The organism is Microbacterium sp. Root166 (assembly GCF_001427145.1).
In the GTDB taxonomy this organism is placed as follows: domain Bacteria; phylum Actinomycetota; class Actinomycetes; order Actinomycetales; family Microbacteriaceae; genus Microbacterium.
Map to the genome: position 1 here is coordinate 1,333,925 of NZ_LMGL01000001.1, position 26,405 is coordinate 1,360,329.

At 68.5% G+C, this 26,405-nt stretch carries 20 protein-coding genes; 14 read left to right on the top strand and 6 right to left on the bottom strand.

The genetic code is table 11. From position 1 onward, the window contains the following. The first annotated feature begins 7 nt into the window (after positions 1-7). The 5 genes from ASD56_RS06055 (at position 8) to ASD56_RS06075 (ending at position 6,326) form a co-directional block, all read left to right on the top strand. Positions 8-1,144 (top strand): FAD-dependent monooxygenase, encoded by a 1,137-nt coding sequence (locus ASD56_RS06055; RefSeq protein ID WP_055962473.1) that lies wholly within the window; start codon positions 8-10, stop codon positions 1,142-1,144. Beyond that, positions 1,141-2,145: an amidohydrolase family protein gene (locus ASD56_RS06060; protein WP_055962476.1), complete on the top strand. Its 1,005-nt coding sequence runs from the start codon at positions 1,141-1,143 to the stop codon at positions 2,143-2,145. The genes ASD56_RS06055 and ASD56_RS06060 overlap by 4 nt, the downstream gene beginning before the upstream one ends. Next, complete coding sequence (locus ASD56_RS06065) at positions 2,142-3,119, top strand: fumarylacetoacetate hydrolase family protein (RefSeq protein ID WP_055962479.1); 978 nt, start codon at positions 2,142-2,144, stop codon at positions 3,117-3,119. Before ASD56_RS06060 ends, ASD56_RS06065 begins: the two co-directional genes overlap by 4 nt. 128 nt (positions 3,120-3,247) lie before the next feature. Further along, positions 3,248-4,735, top strand: a complete 1,488-nt coding sequence (locus ASD56_RS06070) for an MFS transporter (protein WP_055962482.1) — start codon at positions 3,248-3,250, stop codon at positions 4,733-4,735. 19 nt (positions 4,736-4,754) lie between these two features. After that, the gene (locus ASD56_RS06075; protein WP_055962485.1) at positions 4,755-6,326 is read left to right on the top strand and encodes a GMC oxidoreductase; all 1,572 of its coding nucleotides are present in this window, start codon (positions 4,755-4,757) and stop codon (positions 6,324-6,326) included. Positions 6,327-6,752: 426 nt separating this feature from the next. Here ASD56_RS06075 and ASD56_RS06080 read toward each other — a convergent pair whose 3' ends face one another. Next, a complete protein-coding gene (locus ASD56_RS06080) occupies positions 6,753-7,388 on the bottom strand; it encodes a TetR/AcrR family transcriptional regulator (protein WP_055962488.1) in 636 nt (211 codons plus the stop codon). Between the two features lie 174 nt (positions 7,389-7,562). On the opposite strand from ASD56_RS06080, the gene ASD56_RS06085 reads away from it, so the two are divergent. From ASD56_RS06085 to ASD56_RS06110, 6 genes are all read left to right on the top strand, one after another. After that, positions 7,563-8,918: an MFS transporter gene (locus ASD56_RS06085; protein WP_235565534.1), complete on the top strand. Its 1,356-nt coding sequence runs from the start codon at positions 7,563-7,565 to the stop codon at positions 8,916-8,918. Positions 8,919-8,945: 27 nt separating this feature from the next. Further along, positions 8,946-11,603, top strand: coding sequence for a family 78 glycoside hydrolase catalytic domain (locus ASD56_RS06090; RefSeq protein WP_055962494.1), 2,658 nt, complete (start codon positions 8,946-8,948; stop codon positions 11,601-11,603). 46 nt (positions 11,604-11,649) lie between these two features. Next, on the top strand, positions 11,650-12,891 hold the full coding sequence (locus tag ASD56_RS06095) for a glycoside hydrolase family 1 protein (protein ID WP_055962496.1): 1,242 nt from the start codon (positions 11,650-11,652) through the stop codon (positions 12,889-12,891). Beyond that, complete coding sequence (locus tag ASD56_RS06100; protein WP_082541280.1) at positions 12,888-13,715, top strand: SDR family NAD(P)-dependent oxidoreductase; 828 nt, start codon at positions 12,888-12,890, stop codon at positions 13,713-13,715. Before ASD56_RS06095 ends, ASD56_RS06100 begins: the two co-directional genes overlap by 4 nt. 4 nt (positions 13,716-13,719) lie before the next feature. Then, the gene (locus ASD56_RS06105; protein ID WP_055962499.1) at positions 13,720-14,700 is read left to right on the top strand and encodes a Gfo/Idh/MocA family protein; all 981 of its coding nucleotides are present in this window, start codon (positions 13,720-13,722) and stop codon (positions 14,698-14,700) included. Positions 14,701-14,865: 165 nt separating this feature from the next. Beyond that, on the top strand, positions 14,866-16,362 hold the full coding sequence (locus tag ASD56_RS06110; protein ID WP_055962502.1) for an MFS transporter: 1,497 nt from the start codon (positions 14,866-14,868) through the stop codon (positions 16,360-16,362). A 56-nt stretch (positions 16,363-16,418) separates the two neighbouring features. On the opposite strand, the gene ASD56_RS06115 is transcribed toward ASD56_RS06110, so the two are convergent. After that, positions 16,419-17,633, bottom strand: a complete 1,215-nt coding sequence (locus tag ASD56_RS06115) for a helix-turn-helix domain-containing protein (RefSeq protein WP_055962505.1) — start codon at positions 17,631-17,633, stop codon at positions 16,419-16,421. Between the two features lie 136 nt (positions 17,634-17,769). Between ASD56_RS06115 and ASD56_RS06120 the strand changes: the two genes are divergently transcribed. Beyond that, complete coding sequence (locus ASD56_RS06120; protein WP_055962508.1) at positions 17,770-20,007, top strand: glycoside hydrolase family 2 protein; 2,238 nt, start codon at positions 17,770-17,772, stop codon at positions 20,005-20,007. Positions 20,008-20,243: 236 nt separating this feature from the next. On the opposite strand, the gene ASD56_RS06125 is transcribed toward ASD56_RS06120, so the two are convergent. Further along, complete coding sequence (locus ASD56_RS06125; protein WP_055962511.1) at positions 20,244-21,194, bottom strand: manganese catalase family protein; 951 nt, start codon at positions 21,192-21,194, stop codon at positions 20,244-20,246. Positions 21,195-21,764: 570 nt separating this feature from the next. On the opposite strand from ASD56_RS06125, the gene ASD56_RS06130 reads away from it, so the two are divergent. Then, a complete protein-coding gene (locus tag ASD56_RS06130; protein ID WP_055962514.1) occupies positions 21,765-22,589 on the top strand; it encodes a DUF4397 domain-containing protein in 825 nt (274 codons plus the stop codon). A 79-nt stretch (positions 22,590-22,668) separates the two neighbouring features. After that, the gene (locus tag ASD56_RS06135; RefSeq protein ID WP_055962517.1) at positions 22,669-23,301 is read left to right on the top strand and encodes a class F sortase; all 633 of its coding nucleotides are present in this window, start codon (positions 22,669-22,671) and stop codon (positions 23,299-23,301) included. 16 nt (positions 23,302-23,317) lie between these two features. Here ASD56_RS06135 and ASD56_RS16145 read toward each other — a convergent pair whose 3' ends face one another. From ASD56_RS16145 to ASD56_RS06145, 3 genes are all read right to left on the bottom strand, one after another. Continuing rightward, complete coding sequence (locus ASD56_RS16145; RefSeq protein ID WP_157535783.1) at positions 23,318-23,485, bottom strand: MetS family NSS transporter small subunit; 168 nt, start codon at positions 23,483-23,485, stop codon at positions 23,318-23,320. After that, positions 23,482-25,059: a sodium-dependent transporter gene (locus tag ASD56_RS06140; protein WP_055962520.1), complete on the bottom strand. Its 1,578-nt coding sequence runs from the start codon at positions 25,057-25,059 to the stop codon at positions 23,482-23,484. Before ASD56_RS06140 ends, ASD56_RS16145 begins: the two co-directional genes overlap by 4 nt. A 141-nt stretch (positions 25,060-25,200) precedes the next feature. After that, positions 25,201-26,331: a peptidoglycan-binding domain-containing protein gene (locus ASD56_RS06145; protein WP_055962523.1), complete on the bottom strand. Its 1,131-nt coding sequence runs from the start codon at positions 26,329-26,331 to the stop codon at positions 25,201-25,203. Positions 26,332-26,405 lie beyond the last annotated feature (74 nt).

Below are 26,405 nucleotides of genomic sequence, written 5' to 3' on the forward strand. Positions count from 1 at the left end.
TTCTGACATGACCGCAGTCTCGAAGGTCGCGATCGCCGGTGCCGGCGTCGTCGGGCTTGCCGCTGCCATCCAGCTCGCTAAGGCGGGTGTCGAGGTCGATCTGTTCGAGTCCAAGCCCGAGCTCAGCGCTCTGGGCTCGGGCATCTCGTTGCAGGGCAACGCGCTCCGCGCGTTCGACGCGCTGGGCGCGTGGGACGACATCCGGGCCGCCGGCTACCCGTTCGAGGGCCTCACGCTTCGCGCGCCCGGCCCCGACGCGCCTGTGGTGGCGAACCTGCCCGACGTCAAGACCGGCGGACCGGATTACCCCGCCGCGATGGGGATGCCGCGGCCCGAGCTCGCGCGCATCCTCGTGCGCCACGCCGAGGAAGCGGGCGCGAAGATCCACTTCGGTCGCAAGGTGACAGGGCTCGACGCCCGCGCGAGCGATGCGGTCGAGGTCTTCGTCGACGACGAGTCGATGGGCGCCTACGACCTCTTGATCGGTGCGGACGGCCTGCACTCGGTCGTCCGGGGGCTGATCGGCATCGAGACCGTGCCCGAGCCGAACGGCATGGGCATCTGGCGCACGTTCGTGTCGCGCCCGGCCGAGGTCGAGCGCACCGAGCTCTACTACGGCGGCCCGGTGTACATCGCCGGCTACACCCCGACCGGGGAGGACTCGATGTACGCGTTCCTGGTCGAGAAGTCGCAGGACCGCTTCGGGGTGCCAGACGAGGAGGCGACGAGCATCATGCTCGAGGAGTCCCGCGCCTACGGCGGGCCCTGGAACTCGATCCGCGCCGATCTCGAGAAGGGCGCCCGCGCGAACTACACGTGGTTCACGAAGCACATCGTCGAGGGCGCGTGGAACCGCGGACGCGTCGTCATCATCGGCGACGCCGCCCATTCCTGCCCTCCGACCATCGCCCAGGGTGCCGCTCAGGGCCTCGAGGACGCCGTCGTGCTCACCGAGCTCCTCGTCGGTCGCGACAGCGTCGACGACTCGCTGTGGGATGCCTTCCACGCGCGCCGCCTGCCTCGCGCCAAGGCCGTGGTCGAGGCATCCGCTCAGCTGGCGCAGTGGCAGATCGACGGCAACCGTGAGGCGGACGCCGGCGGGCTCATCTTCGGACTCGCCCAGCAGATGGCCGTGCCCGCATGATCACCGACGTCCACGCGCACCTGCTGCTTCCTTCACTCCACGCCGAGGTCGAACGCCGCGCGCCGGAGCTCGTAGCCGAGGCCGCCGACCTCGAGCGCCGGCGCAACGGCGTGGAGAGCCTGAAGGCATCGGGCGCCATGATCGGGGCGCGCATCCCGCGCCTGACCGACGTCGCCGCGCGGCTCGCAGCGATGGACGACCAGGGCGTCGACCGGCAGTGGGTCAGCGTCTCGCCCAACCACTTCTACCCCTGGGCGCCGGAAGGGCTGGCGGTCTGGGTGGCGATGGAGACGAACCGGCTCATCGCCGAGCACGTCGCTCAGGCGCCGGACCGCCTCGTCGGGCTCGGAGTCGTTCCGCTGCAGCATCCGGAGCGCGTCGTGGAGTATCTCGACGACGCCGTGCTCGGCCGCGGGCTCGCCGGTGTCGAGATCTCGTCATTCGCGGGCGATGTCGAACTGTCCGACGAGCGGCTGGAGCCGTTCTGGGCCCGCGCAGCCGAGCTGGGCTGCGTCGTCTTCCTGCACCCGTTCGGCTGCAGCCTCGACGAGCGCCTGGACCGCTTCTATCTGTCGAACACCGTCGGGCAGCCCACGGAGAACGCGGTCGCACTGTCGCACCTGATCTTCTCGGGAGTGCTCGACCGCCATCCCGGGCTTAAGATCGTGGCCGCCCACGGCGGCGGCTACCTGCCGTTCGCCATCGGACGCTCGGATCGCGCGTGGCACGTCCGCCCCGAGGCGCGACGCTGCGAGCACGCGCCGTCGACGTACCTGCGACGGCTCTGGTTCGACACCGTCGTGCACGACCCGCTCGCTCTTCGGCATCTGGTCGATGCGGCCGGTGCCTCGCGCGTGCTGCTGGGGAGCGACTTCCCCTTCGACATGGGACTGGACGATCCGGCGGGCTTCGTGCGCTCGGCGGATCTGCCGGGCGACGTCACGGCCGGCATCCTCGGCGACAACGCCGACGACCTCCTCCGGACCCGGGTGCGGGCATGAGGATCGCGCGCTGGATCGACGGCGCCGAACTCGGGGAGGGGTTCGTCGTCGGCGACGAGGTCGTCGCGTTCCCGAACGGACTCCGTGTGGCACAGGTGCTCGCCCAGGGCCTGCCGGCAGCGCACCGGCTCTTCGAGCGCGTCGCCGCCGGCCCCCGCATTCCGCTCCAGTCTGTCCGCCTGATCGCACCGCTGGAGCCGACGTCGATCCGCGACTTCGTCGCCTTCGAGGAGCACGTCGAAGGCGTCAGCGCCGGCGTGGAGGGCAAGAGTCACGTGGCACCGGAGTGGTACGAGGCGCCGACCTTCTACTTCACCAACCCCCACACCGTGCTCGGACCCGGTGAAGCCGTGTCGCCGCCCGTGACCGAGCGCCTCGACTTCGAGCTCGAGCTCGCCCTGGTGATCGGCGGAGTCGAGGGCTCGGCGGGGCGCAACCTCACGCCCGAAGAGGCGGGCTCGCACATCTTCGGGTACACGATCATGAACGACTGGTCCGCCCGTGACCTTCAGGCGCGAGAGATGAAGGTGCGGCTCGGACCCGCCAAGGGCAAGGACTTCGGTACGTCGCTCGGGCCCTGGATCGTGACGGCCGACGAGTTCGCATCGCGGCACGACGAGGACGGCTTCCTCCCGCTGCGCGCCGAGGTCTACGTCAACGACGAGCTCATCGGGTACGACCTGTTGTCGAACGCCGGCTGGCCTTTCCCGGAGTTCGTCGCGTACGCCTCCCGCAACTCACGCGTCATGCCCGGAGACGTGCTGGGGTCCGGCACGGTCGGCAATGGCGGATGCCTCGGCGAGCTGTGGGGTCGCAACGGCGGCCTCACTCCGCCTCCGCTGGCTCCCGGCGACGTCGTCCGCATGTCGATCGAGGGCATCGGCGAACTGCTCGGAACCGTACGGGAGCCGGTGCCGGCGCCGCTCATTCCCGCTGCTCGCCCGCGACCTCGGCTTCGCACCCGCGTACTTTAGTTCTTTTCTGACCTAAGTGTGCTAGCATGATCGTGACGTCGGGGCCCTCGGGTCCGTCCCCGTTCGCGAGGTCGCGAACGGGGCACACACCGTCGCGTCGATGGCCCGATCGTTCGGGCGACCCACGCATGCAGCTGTCACCTCTGAGGCTCCGCCTCCTCGTCATCTCCCTTCTCTCGGTGTCGTTCCTCGGCGCCCTGGACCACACCGTGGTCTCGACCTCGCTCGCCACGATCGCCGGCGACCTGGGCGCTCTCGAGCAGATGAGCTGGGTGGTGGTGGGCTACACGCTCTCCAGCACCGTGCTGCTTCCGGTGATCGGAAAGCTCGGCGACGCGATCGGTCCGCGTCGGGTGTTCCTCACCTCGCTCGTCGTCTTCCTCGTGGCCTCCGCGCTGTGCGGGTTCGCGGCGAGCATGCCGTGGCTGATCGTGGCCCGCGTGCTCCAGGGCATGGCGTCGGCGGGCATCCAGTTGATGTCGCAGACGATCATCGCCCACGTGACCACGCCGCGCGAGCGCCCGCGGCACATGGCCGTCATCGGCGCCGCGTTCCCCATCGCAATCCTGATCGGACCCGTCGTCGGCGGACTCATCACCGAGTACTGGGGCTGGCCGTGGATCTTCTGGATCAACATCCCCATCGGCGCCGCCGCGCTCGCGCTGGCGGTCTTCGCGATCCCCCACATCGAGGGGGCAGCCGTGAGGCGCTTCGATGCCGCCGGCGCGCTCACCTTCACCATGGCGCTGGTCGCGCTCGTGCTCGCCGTCTCATGGGTGGCGGACCCGGATGCCGCGGCCGCCGCCGCCGTCGCGTTCGTCGTCGCGCTCATCTCCTTCGCCGCCTTCGCGGTGGTCGAGCTGCGTGCCGCCGAGCCGATGCTGCCGCCGAGCCTCCTCCGCAACCGGACGATCGCCGCCGGGCTCGCACTCTCCGCGATCATCGGGATCGGGCTCTTCTCGGTGACGGCCTACCTGCCCACGTACTTCCAGATGGCCTACCGCACGTCGGTGACGGTGTCCGGGCTGGTGCCCATCGCCACCGTGCTGGGCATGCTCGTGAGCAACCTCGCGACGGGATTCCTGGCGAGCCGCTCGGGGCGCTACCGCGTGTTCGCGATCGGGGGCACGGCTCTTGCCGCGCTGGGTCTCCTCATCATGTCGATCCTTCCCGTCGGCCTTCCGCTGTGGGTGCCGATGGCGGTGATGTTCGGGGTGGGCGTCGGGACCGGCGCCTTCATGAGCCTCATCATCGCGGTGGTCCAGAGCGCCGTTCCGCGCACGGAGCTGGGCACGGTCACGGCCGCCGTCAACCTCGTCCGTCAGGTCGGAGCGACGGTGACGACAGCCCTGATCGGCGGTGTCGTCGCCGTCGGCGTCGCGGCTCTGCTGCCTGCCACGATCGACGCGGCGACGCTGACCCCCGCGATCGTGCACGGCGCGCCGGCCGCCGTGCAGGCGGAAGTCGCGGCCATCTACACCGCCGTGTTCTCTCCCGTCTTCCTCGGCCTGGCGATCGCCTACGGCATCGGCCTCATCGCGGCGGTGCTCCTGCCCGCCGGGACACTCTCCGCAGAGCGCGCCGTCCGTGTCGACGCCGAACCCCTCACCGCCTAGTCCTCGAGAAGGAGACACCATGTCCACTGCTCCGCACGTCGTCATCGTCGGCAGCGGCCCCATCGGCTCGGCGTATGCCCGGACGGTGCTCGAGAATCACCCGACGGCTACGGTCACCATGTTCGAGGCCGGACCGCAGCTCACCGAGGTGCCGGGCGAGAGCGTTCGCAACATCGCCGATCCCGTGGCGAAGGAGCGCGCCAGGGAGATGTCCCAGGGTCCCCAGGCCGGCGCGCACCGCGAGTCGCTCGGGATCCCCGCCGGAGCGGTGGTCGAGGGCATGTTCACCGCGCGTCAGGGAACGCACCTCCTGGACTTCGGAGGCGACGGATCGGCGCATGCGCCCACGTTCCCCGCCGTGGCGGCGGCGACCAACGTGGGCGGACAGGGTGCTCACTGGACGTGCGCGATCCCGCGCCCCGCTTTCAGCGAACGGGTCGCCTTCATTCCGGATGCCGAGTGGGATGAGCTGATCGGCACCGCCGAGTCACTGCTCCACGCGCAGAGCGCGGCGTTCGCGGACTCGGCGATCGGCGGAGCCATCCGCTCGCTCCTCGAGGCGGAGTTCGGAGCTGAGCTGCCTTCGGGGTACGGCGTGGGGACCCTCCCAGTCGCCGGCGACCCGCAGCCCGACGGGTCCATGCGCTGGGCGGGCGCCGACGTCGTCCTCGGGCCCCTCATCGACCCCGCCCATCCGCTGTCCCGCCGGTTCACGCTCCGGGATCTGTCCTTCGTGCGGCGCATCGTACGCGACGGAGATCGGGCGACCGGTGTGGTCGTCGACGACCTCCGCACTCGCACGGAAACCCCCGTCGACGCGGACATCGTCGTCGTCGCGGCGGACGCCTTCCGCTCTCCGCAGCTGCTGTGGGCCTCTGGCATCCGTCCCGCCGCCCTCGGGCGGTATCTCACCGAGCATCACGTCGTGATCTCCACCGTCGCGCTGGACGGCGACCGCATGGGCGATCTCGTCAGCGACGACCAGCTCGACGAGGAGCTGGCCCGCCGAGCGCAGCACGCCGCCGATCCGGTGGCGGCGGTGAACCGCATCCCGTTCTCCGAACCCGACCATCCGTTCTCGCTACAGGTTATGTACGCCGAAAAACCGCCCTTCCCGCTGGATCCTTCACACCCCCACGCGGGAAGCCGCTGGGGTTACGTGAATATGGGGTACGGCGTGCGCAAGCATCCTCGGGTCGACGACGGGGTGACCTTCTCGGACGCCGAGCTCGACTACCGCGGACTGCCCAACATGACGATCGAGTACGCCCTCACCCCCGCGGAGGAGGACGAGATCGCGCAGGCGACGGAGCGCCTCCGTCGCGCCGGGAGCGCGCTCGGAACCTTCGTCGCAGAGCCGCGGCTGCTGCCGAACGGGTCGAGCCTGCACTACATGGGCACGATGCGCATGGGCGACGTCGATGACGGCACCTCGGTTGCGGACCCGTACTCGCGGGTGTGGGGGATCGAGAACCTGGTCGTCGGGGGCAACGCGCTGATCCCGACCGCGAACACGATGAACCCCACGCTCATGAGCGTGGCGATCGCCGTGCGCGGCGCGCGCGAGATCGCCCGCGAGCTTCAGCGATAGCCGCTGTCGCGTCAGCCGCCGGGGCCGACCGGGTCGTCACCTTGACGATGGCGCGGCGTCGTGGGAAAACCCGACGAAAGAAGAGGTCCATCGCTGCCTAGTAGCGAAAGGTCGAAGTCCGCGGAATGACGGGGGAAGTCCACGTTCGCGCACCCTAGAAAGGTGATCCCATTAGGGTTCAAATCCCACCGTCACCGCCAGAAAACCCCTGACTCGTCAGGGGTTTTTTCTTGCCCGATGGGCCGGGGGGAAAGAAATGGGAAAGCCCTCGCTCCACCACGTTTCACGCGGGCATTCGAGTCGGGTCCGGCCGCGACCCGAGCCACCGGTAACACCCCGGGCGCCCGCGCTGCCGGGTACCTGGTTCGCGGGAATGTCTCGCGACGAGGTTCCGCAGCCGCGGTACCGACCGGACGCCTGATCCGGTCAGTCCGTGCCGGTCGTGGCGAGCAACCGCATCAGCCGCTCCATGAGGGGCAGGACGTCGCGGCCGGGATCGAGCAGCGCCTGGATGCGCAGACCGTCCATCATGGCGAGCACCATCGTGACCTTGTCGTCGGCCGTGAGCTCCTCATGGTCCTGCGTGGTGGCCAGGCGGCCGGTGGTGAAGCTCTGACGCATTCGGTCGCGACGTGCGAGGAAGAAGTCATGAGCCGGGTGCTCGGGGTTCGTCGCAGCCACGGTGATCGCGAGCCAGTTGCGCTGCTGGTCCGGATGGGCGAACTCCTCGCGGAGGACGGTGGACAGCACGCGTTCGGGCGGGACGTCTGACTCCACGATGTGCCGGGCCAGTTCCTCGTCCTGCTCGTCGCGCAGCGCCAGCGCCGCGACGAGGAGCTCATCCTTGCTGGCGAAGTGCCGCAGCAGCGCCGCGTGCGTCACGTTGGCGCGTGCGGCGATGTCGCGCAGCGACGCGCGCTCGTAGCCGTGCTCGGCGAAGCTCGCCGAGGCGGCACGCACGATCTCGGCTCGACGTGCGGGTGTGGTCGCGTATGGCCCACGTCGACGGCCGGCGGGCGACGGCGACTCGTCGGATACGACCTCAGCGGCGGCTGCGGGCATCGGAGCTCCCTCGAACACGACGACGAGTGCGCCGTACGAATTGCCAAGTGTAACCGGAGCGGTTACATTCTACGAAGAGTTACCGACGTGGTTACTTTTGGTGGTCGTGCAGTCGACCGCCCAGATGGTCCGCGATGCCGCGGACGAGGAACCTCACACTGATGAAGGAGTCTGGTGTCCAAGAACGCACAGGACGGTCGTATCGTCGCCGAAGGACTCTCGGCGGCTGAGCCGCTTCCGGGCAACGAGACCGCGCTCGACAGTCGCGCCGAATCCGGAAGCGGAACCGCAGGGCCGACCACCCCGATGAGCCGGTCGTACATCTTCTGGCTCATGCTCGCCAGCTTCGGTGCGTCGATCGCGATGATGGTTCCGCTGTCCTACGGCATCGCGGTGCGGATCACCGAACTCGCACCCGGCCACGAGGAAGTCCTCGGCTACATCACGGGCACCGCGCAAGGCGTCTACCTGCTGATCAGCCCGCTCGTCGGAATCTGGAGCGACCGGACCCGATCGCGCTTCGGTCGCCGTAGCCCGTTCATCTACCTCGGCACGGCCATCGGTCTCGTTGGACTGGTCGTGATCGGACTCGCCCCCGACCTGCTGATCGTCGGAGCCGGATGGATCCTCGGAATGGCCGGCTGGTCGATCGCCGGCGCCGCGCTGCAGACGCTCCAGGCGGACAAGCTCCCCGAGAAGCAGCGCGGAAAGGTGTCCGCCCTCACCGGCCTGATGACGCAGATCGCCCCCGTGTTCGGCATCGGCGTGGCCTACGCGGTGTCGTCCAGCACGATGCTCATCTTCCTCGTGCCGGGCATCATCGGCGCGGTCATGCTGGCGCTGTTCCCCCTCGTGATGCCGGAGGGCAGCTCGAAGGCGCTTCCCCAGAGCAGCGGCGTCACCGTGAAGTCCGTCGTCACCAGCTACGGATTCAACGTGCGCAAGTACCCCGACTTCGCGTGGAACTGGCTCGGCCGCTTCGTCTTCTTCGTCGGCCTCTACTTCAACACCACGTTCGGCACCTTCTTCTACGCCCAGCGGCTCGACCTGCCGGTGCGCGAGGTCGCGGGCATCGTCGCGACCGTCGGCATGATCGGCGTCCTCGCCGCCGCGAGCGGTGCGCTCGTGGGCGGCTTCCTCTCCGACAAGCTGCAGCGTCGACGGCTGTTCGTCATGCTGGCCGCGCTCATCTTCGTCGCCGGCGCGATCGTCGAGGCGACAGCCTGGTCGCTGCCGCAGATCATCGTCGGAGCCGTCCTCATGCAGCTGGCGATCGCCGTTTTCGCGACCGTCGATCAGGCCATCGTCTACACGATCATCCCGGAGCGGGACCAGGCGGGCCGCTACATGGCGGTGATCCAGTTCGCGCAGAAGATCCCCAGTGCGGTCGCGCCGCTGCTGGCCGGCATCGTCATCACGATCGGCGCCGTCGGCGACGAGAAGAACTACACGCTGCTGTACATGCTGGGCGCCGTCTTCGCCCTGGTGGGCGGGCTCATCATCCTGCTCAAGGTCAAGTCCGTCCGCTGAGCAGCCCGATTCGAGGTTCTGAGCATCATGCTTCCCCACCCGCCCTATGCCCTGAGCGTCGACAGCGGTGGTGACGAGTTCGCTGTCACCTCGGCCAGCCCGCGTCTGTCCTGGAAGAGTCGCGTCGATGCCCGCGCGTGGGTCGTCGAAGCGGTGATCGACGACCGCGATCCCGTGGCGGCGCAGGTCACCGGCCACCGATTCATCGCCTGGCCGTTCGGTGCGCTGGCGAGTGCGAGCCGCGTGCAGTGGCGGGTACGGCAGGCGGGAACGGATGCCGCGTGGTCAGCGCCCGCGTACTTCGAGGTCGGGTTGCTCGACCACGACTGGACCGCTGAGTGGATCTCGCCCGTCGAGTCAGCTGACCCCGGCTACGGACAGCGCTCCGCGTACGTGCTGACCGGCCGCTTCGACCTGCCGGACGACATCGTGTCGGCACGGCTGTACGCCACGGCCCTCGGTGTGTACACCGCGACAGTCAACGGCGGCCGCGTGGGCCGTGATGAGCTCGCCCCCGGATCGACTTCGTACGACCGCACGCTGTACGCGCAGGCCCATGACGTCACGTGGCAGGTCGCGCCCGGCGAGAACCGCATCGAGATCGAGCTGTCGGACGGCTGGTTCCGGGGTCAGGTCGGCGCCTTCCGGCTGCCCGCCGGCTGGGGGACCACGACGGGTGCACGCGTGGAGCTGCACACGCGTCTCGGCGATGGATCGGTACGGGTCTTCGCGAGTGACGGGACGTGGACCAGCGCCCCGTCGACCATGACCCGCGCCGATCTCATGGACGGCCAGACCGTCGACTACACCGTGACGGCGGCCGATCCGGTCCCCGCGCGTGTCGGCGCCGTGGTCGATGCGCCGGCGATCGACTGGTCTCCGGCGCCGCCGGTACGCGTGATGGAGACGCGGTCGCCCGTGGCCGTCCACGAGATCCGCGACGGCGTGTGGGTGCTCGACTTCGGGCAGAACGCGTCGGGCTGGATCCGTCTCGCCGACCTGGGGGCGCCCGGGACGCGCACGGCGATCGAGTACGGCGAATACCGGGATGCCAGCGGCGACCTGTCGACGGAGCACCTCGACTCGCAGCGCCCCGGCGAAGCGCGGCTCCCGTTCCTCCAGCGGGACGAGGTGATCGCCGGCGCCGACGGCGACGTCTTCGAACCCCGGCACACGGTCCACGGGTTCCAGTACGCACGCGTCACCCGCACGGGGACGCCGCTGGACCCGGCATCCGTCACCATGCAGATCGTGCACACCGACTTCGCGTCCACGGGATCCTTCGCCGGCAGCGACGATGACCTGAACCGTCTTCACCGGATCGCCGACTGGAGCTTCCGTGGCAACGCGGTCGACGTGCCCACCGACTGCCCGACGCGCGAGCGCCTCGCCTGGACGGGGGACTACCAGGTCTTCGCGCCGACGGCGACACGGCTGTACGACGTGCTCGGCTTCACCCGCAAGTGGCTGCAGTCGGTGCGCGACGACCAGCTCGACGACGGCCGCATCACGAACTTCGCTCCCGATGGACGACGCATCAAGCATCACCTCGACGATCAGTTCGCCATGATGACCGGATCATCGGGCTGGGGCGACGCCATCGTCGCGGTGCCGTGGGAGATGTATCTCGCGTACGGCGACCGCGCCGTGCTCGAGGAGAACTACGGCGCCATGGTGCGCTGGGTGGAGTGGGCGCTCGAGCAGGCGCGCAGCTCCCGCCACCACGCCCGAGTGCAGGCCTCCGCAGAGCCGGCTCCGTTCGAGCAGTACCTGTGGGACGGCACCTTCCACTGGGGCGAGTGGACCGAGCCCAAGCAGCGCGACGCCGACGGCAACCCGATCGACCCGATCCAGCACAACCCGATGGCCTGGTTCATGGCCGACAAGGGCGAGACCGGCACCGCCTACCTGCATCGCTCGACGGCGACGCTCGCGCGGATCGCGATGATCCTGGGAAGACCGGATGCCGCGCAGTACGCTGCCACGTCGCAACGGGTGGCGGACGCCTGGCGCAAGGCCTACCTACGGGAAGACGGGACGACCGTCACCGACACCCAGGCGGCGTACGTCCGGGCCCTGTCTTTCGGCCTCATCCCCGACAGCCTGCACGGGGCCGCGGTCGAGCGCCTCGTCGGCCTGATCCGCGCGGCGGGCACGCACTTGGGCACCGGATTCCTCGCCACCGGCGACCTGCTGCCGGTGCTTGCCGATGCCGGCCGCGCGGACGTCGCCTATGAGCTGCTCGCTCAGCGCACGGCACCGTCGTGGCTGTACATGCTCGACCGCGGAGCCACGACTGTATGGGAGGGGTGGGAAGGCATCGACGAGCGCGGCGTCGCCCACGACTCGCTCAACCATTACAGCAAGGGCGCGGTGATCCGGTTCCTCCACACCCACACGCTCGGGCTGCGGCAGGACGACGACTCCATCGCATGGGAGAAGGTGGTCGTCGCACCGGTTCCGGCACCCGGGATGACGTGGGCGCGCGGGTCGCACGACGGACCCCAGGGCGAGATCGCCGTCGAGTGGGTCATCGAGGACGGCCGCATCCGCATCGCCGCCGACATCCCTGCAGGCACCACCGCGGTGGTCGTCTTCCCCGACGGCACGACCCACGAGACCGGTCCCGGCAGGTTCGAGCACTCCGCCGCGCTGCCGGCATCCGATCCCGTCGCCTCACGGTGACACCCAGACACCCAGCCCGCACATCGATGTGAAAGAGAGCATGACAATGACCGAGACCCGCTTCCCCGACGGATTCCTCTGGGGCGCCGCCACCGCCGGACACCAGATCGAAGGGAACAACGTCAACAGCGACTGGTGGGCTCGCGAGCAGATGATGCCCGGCATGGAGCTCTCCGGCGACGCCGTCGACAGCTACCACCGCTACCGCGAAGACATCCAGCTGCTCGCCGACGCCGGCCTGACCTCGTACCGGTTCAGCTTCGAATGGTCGCGCATCGAGCCCGTCCGCGGCCACTTCTCCAAGGCGGAGTTGGCGCACTACCGCCGCATGATCGACTTCTGCCTCGAGCGGGGCGTCACGCCCGTGGTGACCCTGCAGCACTTCACGGCTCCGCAGTGGTTCGCCGCGCTCGGCGGGTGGGACTCGCCCGAGGCGGAGTCGCTGTTCTGCGCGTATGTCGAGCAGGCGTGCACGATCCTCGACGGTGTCGAGTGGGTCGCGACGATGAACGAGCCCAACATGCAGGCCGCGATCATGACCGCGATGCGGCGCCTGGCCGCATCCGGCGGTGACTGGACCAGCCCGACGGTCGAAGCCGAGGGCGACGACGAGAAGAAGCAGACCCACAGCGAGTTCCTCACTTACGCGGATCCCGAGATCGGTCGCCTCTTCACCCGGGTCCACCATGCGGCGCGTGAGATCGTGCGCGCCCGCACCGGAGCGAAGGTCGGATGGACCATCGCGGCCGGGGCGCTCACGGCTGCGCCGGGCGGTGAGGAGAAGCTTCTCCAGATCCGGTACGGCAAGGAGGACGTGTACTGGGAAGGCAGCCGCGGCGACGACTTCGTCGGCGTCCAGGCCTACTCGTCCCAGCAGGTCGACGCCAACGGGCTCGTCCCGCACCCGCCGCACCCGGACAACACCCTCGTCGGCACCTCCTTCCGCCCCGACGCGTTGGCGATGGCGGTTCGCCACGCCTGGGAGGTCAGCGAGCACACGCCGATCCTCATCACCGAGAACGGCATCGCGACCGGCGACGACGCGCAGCGGGTCCGCTACACGGACGCGGCGCTGCGAGGACTGCTCTACACGATCGCCGAGGGCATCGACGTGCGCGGCTACCTGCACTGGTCGCTGCTCGACAACTTCGAGTGGGGCCACTGGGAGCCGACGTTCGGTCTCATCGCGGTCGACCGCGACACCTTCGTGCGCACGCCGAAGCGCAGCCTCGCGTGGCTCGGCGCGGTCGCGCAGCGGAACTGCCTCGCGGCGGAGGTGACCGCGTGAGCCATCCCTTCGCCGACGTCTCCGCGCGCCCGCTCACCGATCTGCTGTCGCTCAGTGGCCGTCGCGCGGTCGTCACGGGCGGCGCGCAGGGGCTGGGTCGCGCCATCGCCGAGCGTCTCGCCGAGGCCGGTGCGGCCGTGGCGATCGCGGACCTCGACGTCCAGAAGGCATCGGATGCCGCGGCCGCCGTCGCGAGCGCGCACGGCACGCCGGCCATGGGCGTCCGCATGGATGTCTCAGATTCGGCATCCGTGCGCGAGGGGACCGACGCGGTCGTGGCGGAGCTCGGGGGAGTCGACATCTGGGTCAACAACGCCGGGGTCTTCCCCAGCGCCCCGGTGCTCGAGATGAGCGACGAGCAGTGGGATCACGTGTTCGCCGTCAACGCGCGCGGGGTGCGCAACGGTGCTCGTGAGGCGGCTCGGCGCATGGACGACGGGGGAGTGGTGATCAACGTGGTCTCGACCGCCGGCTTCCGCGGCACGGCCCCGGGCCTTTCGGCCTACGTCGCCTCGAAGCACGCCGTGCGCGGCATGACGAAGCAGATGGCGCTCGAGTTCGCGCCTCGCGGCATCCGCGTGCTCGGGGTGGCTCCGTCCTACGTTCCCACCGAGGGCAACATGGGGGCGGCCGCCGCGGCCATGGAGAAGATGGCGGCGTCCGGCATGGACATGTCGAGCGTCCCGGCCGCGATGTCGCAGAGCCTGATCGGGCGCGTCGGCAAACCGGACGACATCGCCCGGGTCGTGCTGTTCTGCGCCAGCGATCTGTCGCTCATCATGACCGGGAGCACCCTGCTGGCCGACGCAGGAGAGACGATCTGAGCCGATGGTGACCTGGGGGATCGTCGGGACCGGCGACATCTCGGACAAGCTCGTGCCGGACCTCCTCGCGGTGGCGCCGGGATCGGTCGCGGGCGTCTGGGGGCGCACGCGCGCACGGGCGGAGCACTTCGCGGCCGTGCACGGCATCCCGTTCGCCACCGAGGACTTGTCCGAGCTGTTCGAGCGCGCCGACATCGACGCGGTCTACATCGCCACGCCCGCGCACACGCACGCCGACGTCGCGATAGAGGCGCTCGCCGCGGGCAAGCACGTCCTCGTCGAGAAGCCGATCGCCGAGAGCGCCGCGGACGCGGAGCGCATCTTCGCCGCCGCCCGCGCCGCCGGTCGCTTCGCGATGGAAGCGATGTGGATGCGTTTCAATCCGCTGCACGTCGAGCTGCTCGACCGCATCGGGTCCGGACTGCTGGGCGAAGTGAGCAGCGTCCGGGCGAGCTTCGGCACGCCGTTCCGGGCGCGCGGCAGGATCTTGACTCCCGCGCAGGCCGGCAGCGCGCTGCTGGATCGCGGCATCTACACCGTCACCATCGCCCGCTGGTTCCTCGGTGACCCGACGCGGGTCGTCGCAGCGGGGACCTTCGCGGAGGACACCGATGTCGCGGGTCATGCGACGGTCGAGTCCGAGCGAGGGTTCGCGCAGCTCGCCTGGTCGGGAACGGAGTTCCTCGATCTCTCCGCGACGATCAGCGGCCAACAGGGCTGGATCACCCTCGATCCCATGTTCTGGGCGGGGACCCGTGCGCGCGTGCACGCGGGCTCGGTCGAGCGGATCTTCGGCTCTCCGGACGTCATCGAGCATCCCCGCGAGGGGAACGGGTATCGCCCGATGCTCGCCGCCGTGTCGGCCGCGATCGAGGACGGGCTCCTCGAGCACCCGTGGCACACGCACGCCGACACTCTCGCGGTGGCCCGCACGATGGACGATGTCCTGACGCAGATGCGCCGGGGCGCGGCATCCGGGAACTGAACCGGACAGCGGAGAAGCACCTGCGTGCCGAATGCGTGCTGTGCGTGCCGTTGTGTTTCTATTCCAGAGCGTCATCACCGGCATAACGTTGCGTTCGTCTCACCCAGCCCGCCTCGGTTGAACACCGACGGCGTCGAGACGAACACCCGAAGGAGAGTGAACGCGATGGCGCGTACCCCCAAGCAGACCGCGAGTGAAGCGGATGGAGTTTCCTACCGGCGCGCGCGCACGTGGGAGATCGCCTTCTCCCAGCTGAACAACGGCTCGGCGATGATCTTCTACGTCCTCGTCGGACTCATGAGCTACCTGCAGAACGCCGGCTACGGCATCGCGGTGGCCGTGGCGGGCCTGATCCTGACGCTCACGCGCGTGTTCGACGGGATCATCGATCCCCTGCTCGCCCTGATCATCGACCGGGTCACCCTTCCGTTCGGCAAGCTGCGGTTCTTCATGCTCACCGGGTGGGCCATCCGCTCCCTCGCGATCCTCCTGCTATTCGTCTGGGCGCCCGACACAGGGCTCGGCGCGCTGTTCTTCATCGCGATCTACGTCGTCTACATCATCGGCTCGTCGATGAACGACATCGCCGGGCAGATGTCCGGACCCGTGCTCACCAACGACCCCCGGCAGCGACCGACCGTGCAGGTGTGGGCCACGACCTACGCGTACCTTGTTCCCGCGATCTTCACGATCATCTCGACGGTGGTGTTCCTGCCGCGCCACGGCAACGAGTTCACCGTCGACATGCTCCGGGAGACCGCCATCACCTATGTGGCGTGCTCCCTCGTCTTCCAGCTGCTCGCGTGCCTCGGCGTCTGGCGGATCGACAAGCCGGAGAACTTCGCCCACCTGTCCGACCAGCCCATCAAGGCGGACGTCACCCTGCGCGACATGTGGCACCTCCTCACGCGCAACGGTCCGTTCCAGCGGTATCTGATCAGCGGCGCCTCCGACAAGCTCGCGCAGGTCGTGCGGTCTCAAGCCGTGATCGGCACCCTCATGTGGGGCATCCTGCTCGGCAACATGCAGATCGGGACGACGCTCAGCCTGATCGCGATCCTTCCCGGCATCCTGTTCGCCATTCTCGGCGCTCGCTACACCGGCAGGCGCGGGGCCAAGGCCGCGACGGTCGTGTCGACCTGGATCTGCCTCATCCTCGCGGGTCTCCTCACCGTCTTCTGCTTCGCGGTGGACATGCGATCGATCCTCGGCAGCATGCCGCTGACCATCGCGTTCTTCCTCGTGTACCTGCTGCTGAACGGCGCATCCATGGTGGTGACCGTCGCGTCCGGTGCGATGCGGGCTGACATCATCGACTACGAGCTCGACCGCTCCGGAAAGTACCTCCCCGCCACGGTCACCGCGACCTACAACATCGTCGACCAAATCATCTCGTCGCTCGGTGCCAGCCTGGCTCTGGGAGCCGTCGCGCTGATCGGCTTCACGCAGGTCATGCCGCAGCCCACGGACAGCCCGACCACGCCCATCCTGATGATGACCTTGCTCCTGTTCTTCGGCCTTCCGATCCTGGGCTGGGTGTGCACGCTGATCGCGATGCGCGGCTACGTGCTCGATCGCACCGGCATGATCGAGGTGCAGCAGCGCGTGGCCGAACGCAAGGCGGCGCTCCAGGCTCCCGAGCCGGCCGAATCGCTGACGTAACGGGCTCCGTCGTCTGAGGACTCGACCCGCATCCCCGCGAAGGGATGCGGGTCGAGTCATCTGGTGTGGGCGTCCCGGTACGCCGTCGGGGTGACCCCGTACGCCGCCCGGAAGACCTTGACGAAGTAGTTCGCGTCGTCGTATCCGACGAACAGCGCGATGTCGCGCACGCTCTGCGAGGTGGTGGAGAGCAGCCGCGCGGCGCGTTCGGTGCGCTGGCGCGCGACGTAGTCGGCGACGGTCATGCCCGTGGCCTCCTTGAACCGCCGCGCGAGGGTCGAGGTCGAGACGCCCAGCCGTTCGGCGAGCTCCGGGGTCGAGACCCGGTGGCTGAGGTGCAGGTCGATCTCGTCGGTCACCTTCCTCACGAGCGGCGGATAGGTGCGCTGCCGATGTCGCCGGACGTGGCGGCAGAAGTCGGTGACCATCTCGGAGGTGAACCCGACCGTCCGCCGGGGATCCGTGGTGTGGCCGACGCGGTGCAGCCGTTGCGCGTACTCCTGAGAGATCGCGTCGATCGTGACCGCGGGCAGGCCACCGCGCTGCGCCGCGACCCGGGCCATGATCCGGAGGATGGTCGTGCCGAGGAACGGCGTCGTCAAGTAGCTGATGGTCTGCGGCATCCCCGCCAGGCGCTGAAGAGCGGCCAGCGCAGCGTCCGCGGATCCGTCGGCCACGGCATCCATGAACTCCTGCTCGAGGCGATAGCGCTCTTCGATCACCGAGAACGAGGCCGATTGCGGCGTCTCTCCGTAGCCGGGTGCGATGGTCCCGCCCTCCGCCTTGATCTGATGCAGGCTGCCGAGGAGATCCTCGCTGCCCGAGGCCTTCAGCAGTGACGCAGCCGCGCGGTGGACGTACGCGGCATCAACGATCGGGTAGCGCGTGCGGTAGAGCTTGTACAGCCGCAGGTGCACCATCGGGATGCCGAGCCTGCTCATGACCTCCTCGCCGGCGCCCGGGTACATGGGTTCGTGCGTGTAGGGGCCGATGATCAGCAGCCGGTCATCCCAGCGCGCCATGGTCACCGCCATTCCCAGCGGCTCCCGGATCTCGTGCACGACCTGCGGAGCCATCTCCCGGACGAACTCGCGAAGCGCCGCGGCCGTGAAGGCAGGCTGGATGCGGGGCCCCAGGCAATGCTCGGCCTCGAACGCGCTCAGAGCGCCGGGGACATCGGTCGTCAGGGTGATTGGGCAGCTCAGCACTTCGGTGAGCGCACCAACGATCGGATCGAGCGGACCGTCGGGTGTCGCCGGCGACATCGCCATAGCTCCCTTCACTGCACCCAGCCGCTGTTGAATCAGTTCTGATGATGCGTCACCAGTTCTATCACCATGCTTCCGGCGATCCATACATTCGTACGACCGGTATGTCCCGTTGCCGCGCCTGTCGAAGGAGACCCCCATGACGCGACCGCCCGTCGACCGCCCCCGTCGGATGACGCTCATTCACGACGACTGGGCGTTCGCACCCGTCGCGCTGCCGTCGGATTCGACCTGGGAGGATGTCGCTGCGGCGGGGTCGTACGTGACGCTGCCGCACACGTGGAACGCGATCGACGGACAAGCGGGCGGCGAGTATCGCCGCGGGCGGTCCACGTACGCCCGACGCGTCGTGGCCGAAGCGGCGGACGTGCGGACCTGGGTCGAGTTCGAGGGTGTGAACTCCTCTGCCGAGGTGTACCTGAACGGCCGACTGGTCGCTGCGCACGACGGCGGATACTCGACCTTCCGGGCGGACCTGACCGGACACCTCGAGAACGGTGCCGGGACCCTTGTGGTCATCGTCGACAACGCCGCCAACGAGCGCGTGTACCCGCAGCAGGCAGACTTCACCTTCTACGGCGGCATCTACCGAGACGTCCGGCTCATCACCCTGGGAGCGCCGCACTTCGCCCTCGACGACCACGGCGGACTCGGGCTGACCGTGACGCCGATCGTCGACGGTGTCCGGGCGGACGTGGCGCTCGCGGCCGACGTCGACGGCGAGGCTTCGGCAGTGCGCTTCGTCATCGACGGCGAAGCGTCGGTCACCGTTCCCCTTCTCGACGGCGTCGCGACCAGCGAGCTGACGATCGAGCGCGTGCGCCGCTGGCACGGGCTGCGCGATCCCCACCTCTACACCGCACGTGCCGAGCTCCTGGTGGGCGAAGCCGTGGTCGATGCGGTCGAGCTGCGGTTCGGCTGCCGTGAGTTCGCGGTGGACCCCGATCGGGGCTTCCTGCTGAACGGCGAGCAGTACCCCCTGCGCGGGGTATCCCGCCACCAGGATCACGAGGGCGTGGGCAACGCCGTCACCGAGGAGATGAAGCAGACCGATCTCGCCCTGCTGCGCGAGCTGGGCGCGACCACGGTGCGTCTCGCGCACTACCAGCATGATCAGCGGTTCTACGACCTGTGCGACGAGGCCGGGCTCGTGGTGTGGGCGGAGATCCCGCAGATCACTGTCTTCCTCCCCGGTGCCGTCGACAACGCCCGCGATCAGCTCACGGAGCTCATCGTGCAGAACCGCCACCACGCGAGCATCATCAGCTGGGGGCTCTCGAACGAGATCACGCTCGCCGGCGCCGGTGAAGACGTCCTCGCCGCCCACCGTGAGCTCAACGACCTGGCGCACCGACTCGATCCCGGCCGGCTCACGGCGATGGCCCACCTGTTTCTGCTCGAGACCGACAACCCGCTGGTCGCGCTGGCAGACGTCATGTCCTACAACCTCTACTTCGGCTGGTACGTGGGCGAGGCCGCCGACAACGACACCTGGCTGGACGACTTCCACACGTCTTATCCGGAGGTCGCCATCGGTCTCTCCGAGTACGGGGCGGACGCCAACCCGCAGTACCAGTCCGCAGCGCCCGTCAAGGGCGACTACACCGAGAGCTACCAGGCGCTGTATCACGAGCACATGGTCACGATGATCGAGCAGCGGCCCTGGCTGTGGGCGACGCACGTGTGGAACCTCGCCGACTTCGGGTCGGCGGGTCGCGATGAGGGCGGAGTCGCCGGGCGGAACCAGAAGGGTCTGGTCACCTTCGATCGCGGGCTGAAGAAGGACGCGTTCTACGTGTACAAGGCTGCCTGGTCGGATGAGCCCTTCGTGCACGTGGCCGGCCGGCGCAGGGCCGAACGGGTAGAGGATGTGACCGAGGTCATCGTCTACTCCAACCAGAAGCACGTCACGCTCCTGGTCGACGGCGTCGAGGTCGGCTCCCTCACGGGGGAGCGGGCGTTCCGTTTCCAGGTGCCTCTGTCGGGCGAGCATGAGATCACCGCCCGGTCCGGCGACCTCGCCGACACGATCACGCTGCGCAAGGTCGACCACGTCGCCGCGGCCAGTGTCATGCCCACCACGACCATCGCGAACTGGTTCGACGATGCGGCGCTGCCGACTCCGGCCGGATACTTCTCCATCCGTGACACGCTCGGCGAGATCAAGCAGTCCGAGGACGGCGCGCGGATCATCTCGTCCGTGCTCGAGGCCGTGGCCGTCAGCCGCGGCGAGGTGGGCCGGGGAGCCCAGATCCCGCCCGCGATGCAGTCCATCGTCGACAGGATGAGCGTCGAGAAGCTCATCCTTCAGGCCGGAGGCGTGCCCGTCGAGCGTATTGCGGCACTGAACGCCGAACTCAACCTCATAGCCAAGTAACCCGACTGGGCACGCACGCGTTCGCCCACTAATGCGAGCATCTCGGGTTAGCAGACGCTGGAACCGAGCGCCTCAAGCCCGGTTCGGCCAATCAGCCTGAGCCGACCTGATGACCCGACCGGTGCACGCTTTGGCACTGGCCCTTCAGCGACGCCTATGCCACGTAGAAGCCCCGAGATCCCTGGTAAACACTGGGATCGCGGGGCTTCTCTCGTCGCGGAGATCGAACCGATGGGTCAGGGCAGTCTGCCGAACGTCGCATCGATGTCGGCGAGCTCCATCGCTGCGGTCGCTTCGATGAGCGCGATGAGGTCTTCGTCCGCGCCGGGCGAGAACTCTTCCGGGCGTTCTGGGGCGATCTCGATGGGCACCCCCTCCGGTGCCTGCTCCCTCGCTTCGAGGTTCGTTCCGTCCCCGGACGGCGACAAGCCCTGGAAGATCTTGCCTGCTTCGGACTGGTCGCCGAGGTCGAAGGAGTATTGCTTGTTCTGCAGCCCCAGGTCCAGGAGTCGCTTGACTTCTGGGAAGCGCTCTGCATTGGTCTTGGGGATCGGCAGCGTGTTCCTCCACTTCACCCCCAGCGTCTCGAGGGCCTTGGCGTAGGCGTTCTCGTGCGCCTGGTCGCGGACGATCAGATACGAGATCGTGGATCGGGCCGTCTTGTTGTCGGTCATCTCATACAGCCGGCATTTCTGCAGACGCCCGGTGGATTCGAGCATCAGGTTGTAGAGCAGGTCCAGCACGAGGTTGCCGGAGTTGTAGACATAGCTGCCGCTCCACGGATTGCCGACGGCGTCCACGGGCAACGCTCCCTGCGCGCCCACCAGGTAGTGGTGGATGTTGCCGTGGTCGAGCGCGATCTCGAGGGGAGTGGCTCCCTTGGCGCCCGGCATGTCCACCGGAGCGCCTGCCTTGCCCTGGTAGGCGGGCGAGCCGTCCAGCAGCCGGGCGATCGTGGTGCCGATCAACTCGACGTGGCTGATCTCCTCCGTGCCGATGCCCTGGATCAGATCCTTGTAGGGCTTGGCGTTGGGACCTCGGAAGTTGATGCTCTGGAACAGGTACTGCATCATCGTTCGCATCTCGCCGAATTGCCCCCCGAGCCCTTCCTGCAGCGCGTTCGCCGCCGCGGGATCGGGCTCGTCCTGCTCGATCGGGTTGATGAGATTCTGCAAGTGGAAGTACATGAGGGTCCTCTCGTCGGCTTGTGACCGACCACCCTCCGGCGGCTGCGCGGGATCGCCGTGGGATGGACACGATGGAATGCGCCGCGTAGCATCCAGGCCGCGTCGCCCAGATGCACTCCGCCGGGTGCCCTCGAGAGCCCGGTGTTGTTCGCGATCACGCGGAGAACGGCACGTGTCATCGTTGCGATCGCGTCGGAACATGAGCGGAGACTGTTCGAGGCGGAGCTCCGCGCTGCATGCACGCCGGCGGACACAGGCGAGCGAAGCAGAGCCGCTCGACGCCTCGCTCCACGTCACGACTGCGGGTGCAGCCCCGCCTCCGAAGGATCTTGAGGCCCCAGGTCTCGCGATCGCGATGGGGCGGGGCTGCATGCTTGTCTCTCCCCAGAGTTGCAAGCGTTCCGTCGCGTCATCGGTGAAGGACGTCGAGGAATACTTCCTCGGTGAGAGAGATGCGGAGCCACGCGTTTCGTTACGCGAACGTCGAAAGAACTTGCTGCATCCAAAAGGTGCGTTCGCCGGAAGAACTCCTTACAGGGCGGAACCCCGCATATCCCGAAGGAGAACAACGTGCGCAGGACACTCGCAGCAGGCGTGGTCGCCGGCTTTGTCGTGGCGGCGGGCTTCGCAGCCCCGGCCCAGGCGATTTCCGAGACCACCGCAGATCTTTATGTGCTTCACGCCATTCCAGCGACTCCGGTCGACGTCTACGTGAACGGAACGCTCACCCTGGACGACTTCCAGCCCGGCACCCTGGCCGGACCGCTCGATCTCCCGGCCGGCGACTACGCGGTCGCCCTGACCGCTCCCGACGCTGCGGACGACAGCGCGCCGGTGCTCGGTCCGGCGACCATCACCCTCACGGCCGGAACGAGCTACACGGCCACAGCCAACCTCGATGACGCGGGTGCGCCGGCGCTGAACCTTTTCACGAACGACATCGCGACGACCAGCGCAGGCGAAGGTCGCCTCACGGTGCGCCACGTCGCTGCCGCTCCGGCCGTCGATGTCCTCGCCGGAGGGGCTCCGGTCGTGGAGGACTTGGCCAACCCCGATGAGGCCACGCTCAACCTGCCCGTCGGCACCGTCGCCGCCTCCGTAGCGCTCGCCGGGACAACCGATCCTGTGATCGGTCCGGCAGACGTCGCCATCGAGGACGGCAAGCTCACGATCGTCTACGCCTGGGGCAGCGCCGAGGAGGGCACCCTCGCCCTGGCGACCCAGAGCATCACCGTCGGACACTCCACCCCCGGTGGCGTCAATTCCGGCACCGCCGGCTATGCGGCAGAGCGCGACGCGCTCATGCAAGCGAGCTGGATCTTCGGCGGAGCAGTGATCGCGATCGGCCTGCTGGCCGCGCTGGTGATCCGCCGCCGCGCGCACATCGAGTCCTGACCACAGCCTGCGGACCGCGAGGACTTCTCCCGCGGTCCGCAGGCCGCGCCAACAGCGACACCACCCGTTGGAAGGAAGCATGCCCCACAGGTTCAGCGCTGGCGTCGCGCTGCTTCTTGTGCTCACGCTGACGGCGTGTGCCGGCCCGACTCGTCCCGTCGGTGCCGAGCCCTCCCCGATCACATCAACGGCCCCGCCGGCGCCGGCGCCCACGCCGACGATCCAGGTGCCTGTGGCGTCTGCGGCACTGACGGAACCGGTCGCGGTCGTGCCGCCAATTTCGGTGCGCATCGAGGCCCTCGGCATCGAGGTGCCGGTGATACCCGTCGGCGTGGAATCCGACAGCTTCATGGAGCTGCCGGAGGACCCGGCGATCGCCGGCTGGTACCGATTCGGGCCGGCCCCCGGCACGGGCTCGGGCAACACCGTCATCTCCGCGCACATCGACTCGCCCAGATACCCCATCGGGCCCTTCGCCGCGCTGCGCGACGTGCCGGTCGGGGCCGAGGTGTCAGTGGCTTCGGCTGACGGCTCTTCCGTTCGCTACGCCGTGGAGAGCGTGACCTACTACGCCAAGACCGAGCTTCCGGTCGACGAGCTCTTCGCTCGAGGCGGCCCACCGGCACTCGTGCTCATCACCTGCGGCGGCGAGTTCGACAGCGCCACAGGCCGCTACCGCGACAACGTGGTGCTCATCGCCCGGTCCATGTGAGCATCTGCTCACGCGATCAGGTGTCGCGGATGTCCGGCGCGTCGTCTTCGCGGTGATCGTCGTCCCCGCCTGCGGGGTACGCGGCCAACTCCGGGCGAGCGCGCAGGAACAGGATGCTGGCGATCAGCCCTCCCCACACCAGCACGAGCGCGAGCAGCAGGAAGGTGATGGCGATACCGGTCATGAGCGCTTCTCCTTCTCGACCACTGCGTATTCCGGCCAGGCGGTGAAGTCGTCAGGGTCCCGTTTCCACCGCAGTTTCGTGAAGAGGACCGCTGCGACGATGATGAACGCGATCGTTCCCCAGCCGACCACCCCGAGGTACCACGCCGGCAGGTCGGCGTAGCCGTCGACGATCAGTGTGATGATCCGCGAGATGAGCATGTAGGCGAGCACGACCGGCGCGAGGATGCCGACGAGGAAGATCCACACCTTGCCGACGCGGAACGTCGAGACGGCGTTGAGGTGGAAACGGAGTTCGTCACCTTTCCGCACCACCCAGACGACGAGGATGGTCGACAGGACGGCTGAGGCGACGATTCCGATGTTGTTCGCCCACTGATCTGCGGTGTCGAGGGCCAGCAGGCCGGTCGTGGTCGAGAAGATGAGGATCGACAGGATGGCGGACACTCCGCCGACGCGCACGGCGGCCTGGCGAGGCGACAGGCCGAACTTCTCCTGGAATGCCGCAGAGACGACCTGCAGCACCGAGAGGAGAGACGTGAAGCCGGCCATCGTGAGAGAGCCGAAGAACAGTGCGCCGAAGATCGGCCCTCCGGGCATCTGCGAGACGATCGCGGGGAAGGTGATGAACGACAGTCCGACCCCGGTGAGCCCTTCGAGCTCGCTGACATCGACGCCCTGCTGGAACGCGAAGAAGCCGAGGGTGGCGAACACACCGATGCCCGCGAGGATCTCGAACGACGAGTTCGCGAACGCCACCACGAGCCCCGGTGCCGTCAGATTGGCCTTGCGCTTGCGATAGGACGCGTAGGTGATCATGATCCCGAACGCGATCGACAGCGAGAAGAAGATCTGGCTGTAGGCGGCGATCCACACGTTCGGATCGCCCAGCGCTTCCCAGTTCGGGGTGAACAGCGCGTTGAGTCCTTCGGCCGCGCCGTCGAGGAAGAGCGCGCGCACGACCAGCACCGCGAATGCCACCACCAGAAGGGGAAGGAAGATCACGTTCGCGCGCTGCACGCCCTTGGCCACACCGGCGGCGAGGACCGCGATGGTCACGATCCAGACGATCGCGAGCGGGATCAGGACACCCGGCACGAAGTCGAAGGAGAAGCCTGGGTCGCCGACCTGCAGGTATTCACCGGTGAGGAACGAGGCCGGGTCATCACCCCATCGCAGGTCGAACGAGAAGACGAAGTAACTCAGTGCCCAGGCGATGACGACTGTGTAATACAGGCCGATCACGAACGCGATCGCCACCTGGAACCACCCGAGTCCCTCGAGCCAGCGGCCTGATCGGCGCCCTCCCAGACGTCGGAACGCCGTCGGTGCGGATCCGCGGAAGCGATGACCGATCGCGTAGTCCAGAAACAGGATCGGGATGCCGGCGGTGATCAGCGCGACGAGGTACGGGATGAGGAACGCGCCTCCGCCGTTCTCGTACGCGACACCGGGGAAGCGCCAGATGTTCCCGAGGCCGACCGCGGAGCCGATCGCTGCGAGGATGAACCCGACCTGCCCTGTCCATTGCTCGCGGGGCGGTGCTGCCGACTGCGGTCTGGGTGCTGCGGACATGGGATCTCCTCGACATCCGGCCCGGGACGACGGACGAGCGCCGGGCGGTACGCCTCAGGTTAGACAAGAAATCACGCGTCCCCAAGACTCGAGTCCGCGAGGGCTGTGGTGGACCCGCACGGCACCCGAGCAGTGTCGGCCCTACGGGCTCTCGGTCGGCTCCGCCGAAGGCGTCGGCTCAGGTTCGGGCGCTGTGAGCTCCGCGAGGGCCTCGTTGAAGGCCGCGATCGTGACGGCATCGACGCTGCCGGTCGGTTCGACGCCGAGGGCGGTCTGGAACTCCTTGAGAGCCTCGGTGAGTTCCGGGGTCCACGTTCCGTCCACCGGCCCCTTCCAGAAACCCGCGAGCTTGAGGGTCTGCTGGACCGCGGCGGTCGTGGCGACCGCCTCTTGCGCAGCGACCCCGCCCAGAGCGAGCAGCTCCGCGTTGAGCGCCTCGGCGGTCGCCTTGTCGACCGTGCCCGTGACCGGCAGACCGTTCGCGCTCTGCAGGTCCTCGACGGCTGCGACGGTGGCGGGGCCGTAGATGCCGTCGATGGCGCCGGCGTAGCGTCCTGCGTCAGCGAGATTCTGCTGCAGCGCCGCGGTGTAGGCGCTCACCGCCGCCAATGCCGTCTGCTGCTGCGCGTCGCTGAGGCATCCGGCATCCGCGAACAACCGCAGCCACGCCATCTCCAGCGCGACGGCCGCGCTGTTGAACTGCTCCGAGGCGTCGGCCAGGGTCGTCTGATCGGTGACCGCCTCCTGCGCAGCCGAGAACTCGTCATCGGCCTGCTTCACCCGCTCGATGGAGTCGGTCGGAACCGACGGCGTCGGAGCCGGCGGCTCGGCGGCCTCGGACGGAGCGGGGGCGCCCGTCTCGGCGAGCGTCAGAGCCGCGGTGGCCTCGGCCAGATCCTCCTCCGCTTCGACGAGCTCCTGCTGCGCCTGCCCGGCGGCTTCGGCGTCGTCGAACGCGTCGTCGCGGAGATCGGTCAGGTCGCTGCCGGCATCCCTGACGTCACCGACGGTCGGCGCGGTGTCATTGAGGACGTCGCCGTAGCGATCGAGCGCGGTGATGTAGGTCTTGCTCGTGTCGCAGAAGGTCTCCGCCGCAGTGGTGAGATCGGCCTGCGCCTGCGCCACATCCTTCTCAGCCAGGGTCACGCGGGCCTTCGCCCGGTCGACGTCGCTGACCTCGCCCGAGCAGCCCGCCAGCCCGATCGCCGCCACCGCCAGCCACAGCAGGGCTGCAGTCCGGATGCCGAGCGTCTTCGCGTCCTGGCTGCTCACGGCGGCCCTCCTATCGATGCGACCACGCTAGTGAGCGTCTTCCGGGTCGCCGTCACCCCTCGAGAGTGATCCCA

What these genes read in the sequence shown, in the direction of transcription:
- ASD56_RS06055 (WP_055962473.1), top strand. Translation starts at nt 8, where the DNA reads ATGACCGCAGTCTCGAAGGTCGCGATCGCCGGTGCCGGCGTCGTCGGG.
- ASD56_RS06060 (WP_055962476.1), top strand. Translation starts at nt 1,141, where the DNA reads ATGATCACCGACGTCCACGCGCACCTGCTGCTTCCTTCACTCCACGCC.
- ASD56_RS06065 (WP_055962479.1), top strand. Translation starts at nt 2,142, where the DNA reads ATGAGGATCGCGCGCTGGATCGACGGCGCCGAACTCGGGGAGGGGTTC.
- ASD56_RS06070 (WP_055962482.1), top strand. Translation starts at nt 3,248, where the DNA reads ATGCAGCTGTCACCTCTGAGGCTCCGCCTCCTCGTCATCTCCCTTCTC.
- ASD56_RS06075 (WP_055962485.1), top strand. Translation starts at nt 4,755, where the DNA reads ATGTCCACTGCTCCGCACGTCGTCATCGTCGGCAGCGGCCCCATCGGC.
- ASD56_RS06080 (WP_055962488.1), bottom strand. Translation starts at nt 7,388, where the DNA reads ATGCCCGCAGCCGCCGCTGAGGTCGTATCCGACGAGTCGCCGTCGCCC.
- ASD56_RS06090 (WP_055962494.1), top strand. Translation starts at nt 8,946, where the DNA reads ATGCTTCCCCACCCGCCCTATGCCCTGAGCGTCGACAGCGGTGGTGAC.
- ASD56_RS06095 (WP_055962496.1), top strand. Translation starts at nt 11,650, where the DNA reads ATGACCGAGACCCGCTTCCCCGACGGATTCCTCTGGGGCGCCGCCACC.
- ASD56_RS06105 (WP_055962499.1), top strand. Translation starts at nt 13,720, where the DNA reads ATGGTGACCTGGGGGATCGTCGGGACCGGCGACATCTCGGACAAGCTC.
- ASD56_RS06110 (WP_055962502.1), top strand. Translation starts at nt 14,866, where the DNA reads ATGGCGCGTACCCCCAAGCAGACCGCGAGTGAAGCGGATGGAGTTTCC.
- ASD56_RS06115 (WP_055962505.1), bottom strand. Translation starts at nt 17,633, where the DNA reads ATGGCGATGTCGCCGGCGACACCCGACGGTCCGCTCGATCCGATCGTT.
- ASD56_RS06120 (WP_055962508.1), top strand. Translation starts at nt 17,770, where the DNA reads ATGACGCGACCGCCCGTCGACCGCCCCCGTCGGATGACGCTCATTCAC.
- ASD56_RS06125 (WP_055962511.1), bottom strand. Translation starts at nt 21,194, where the DNA reads ATGTACTTCCACTTGCAGAATCTCATCAACCCGATCGAGCAGGACGAG.
- ASD56_RS06135 (WP_055962517.1), top strand. Translation starts at nt 22,669, where the DNA reads ATGCCCCACAGGTTCAGCGCTGGCGTCGCGCTGCTTCTTGTGCTCACG.
- ASD56_RS16145 (WP_157535783.1), bottom strand. Translation starts at nt 23,485, where the DNA reads ATGACCGGTATCGCCATCACCTTCCTGCTGCTCGCGCTCGTGCTGGTG.
- ASD56_RS06140 (WP_055962520.1), bottom strand. Translation starts at nt 25,059, where the DNA reads ATGTCCGCAGCACCCAGACCGCAGTCGGCAGCACCGCCCCGCGAGCAA.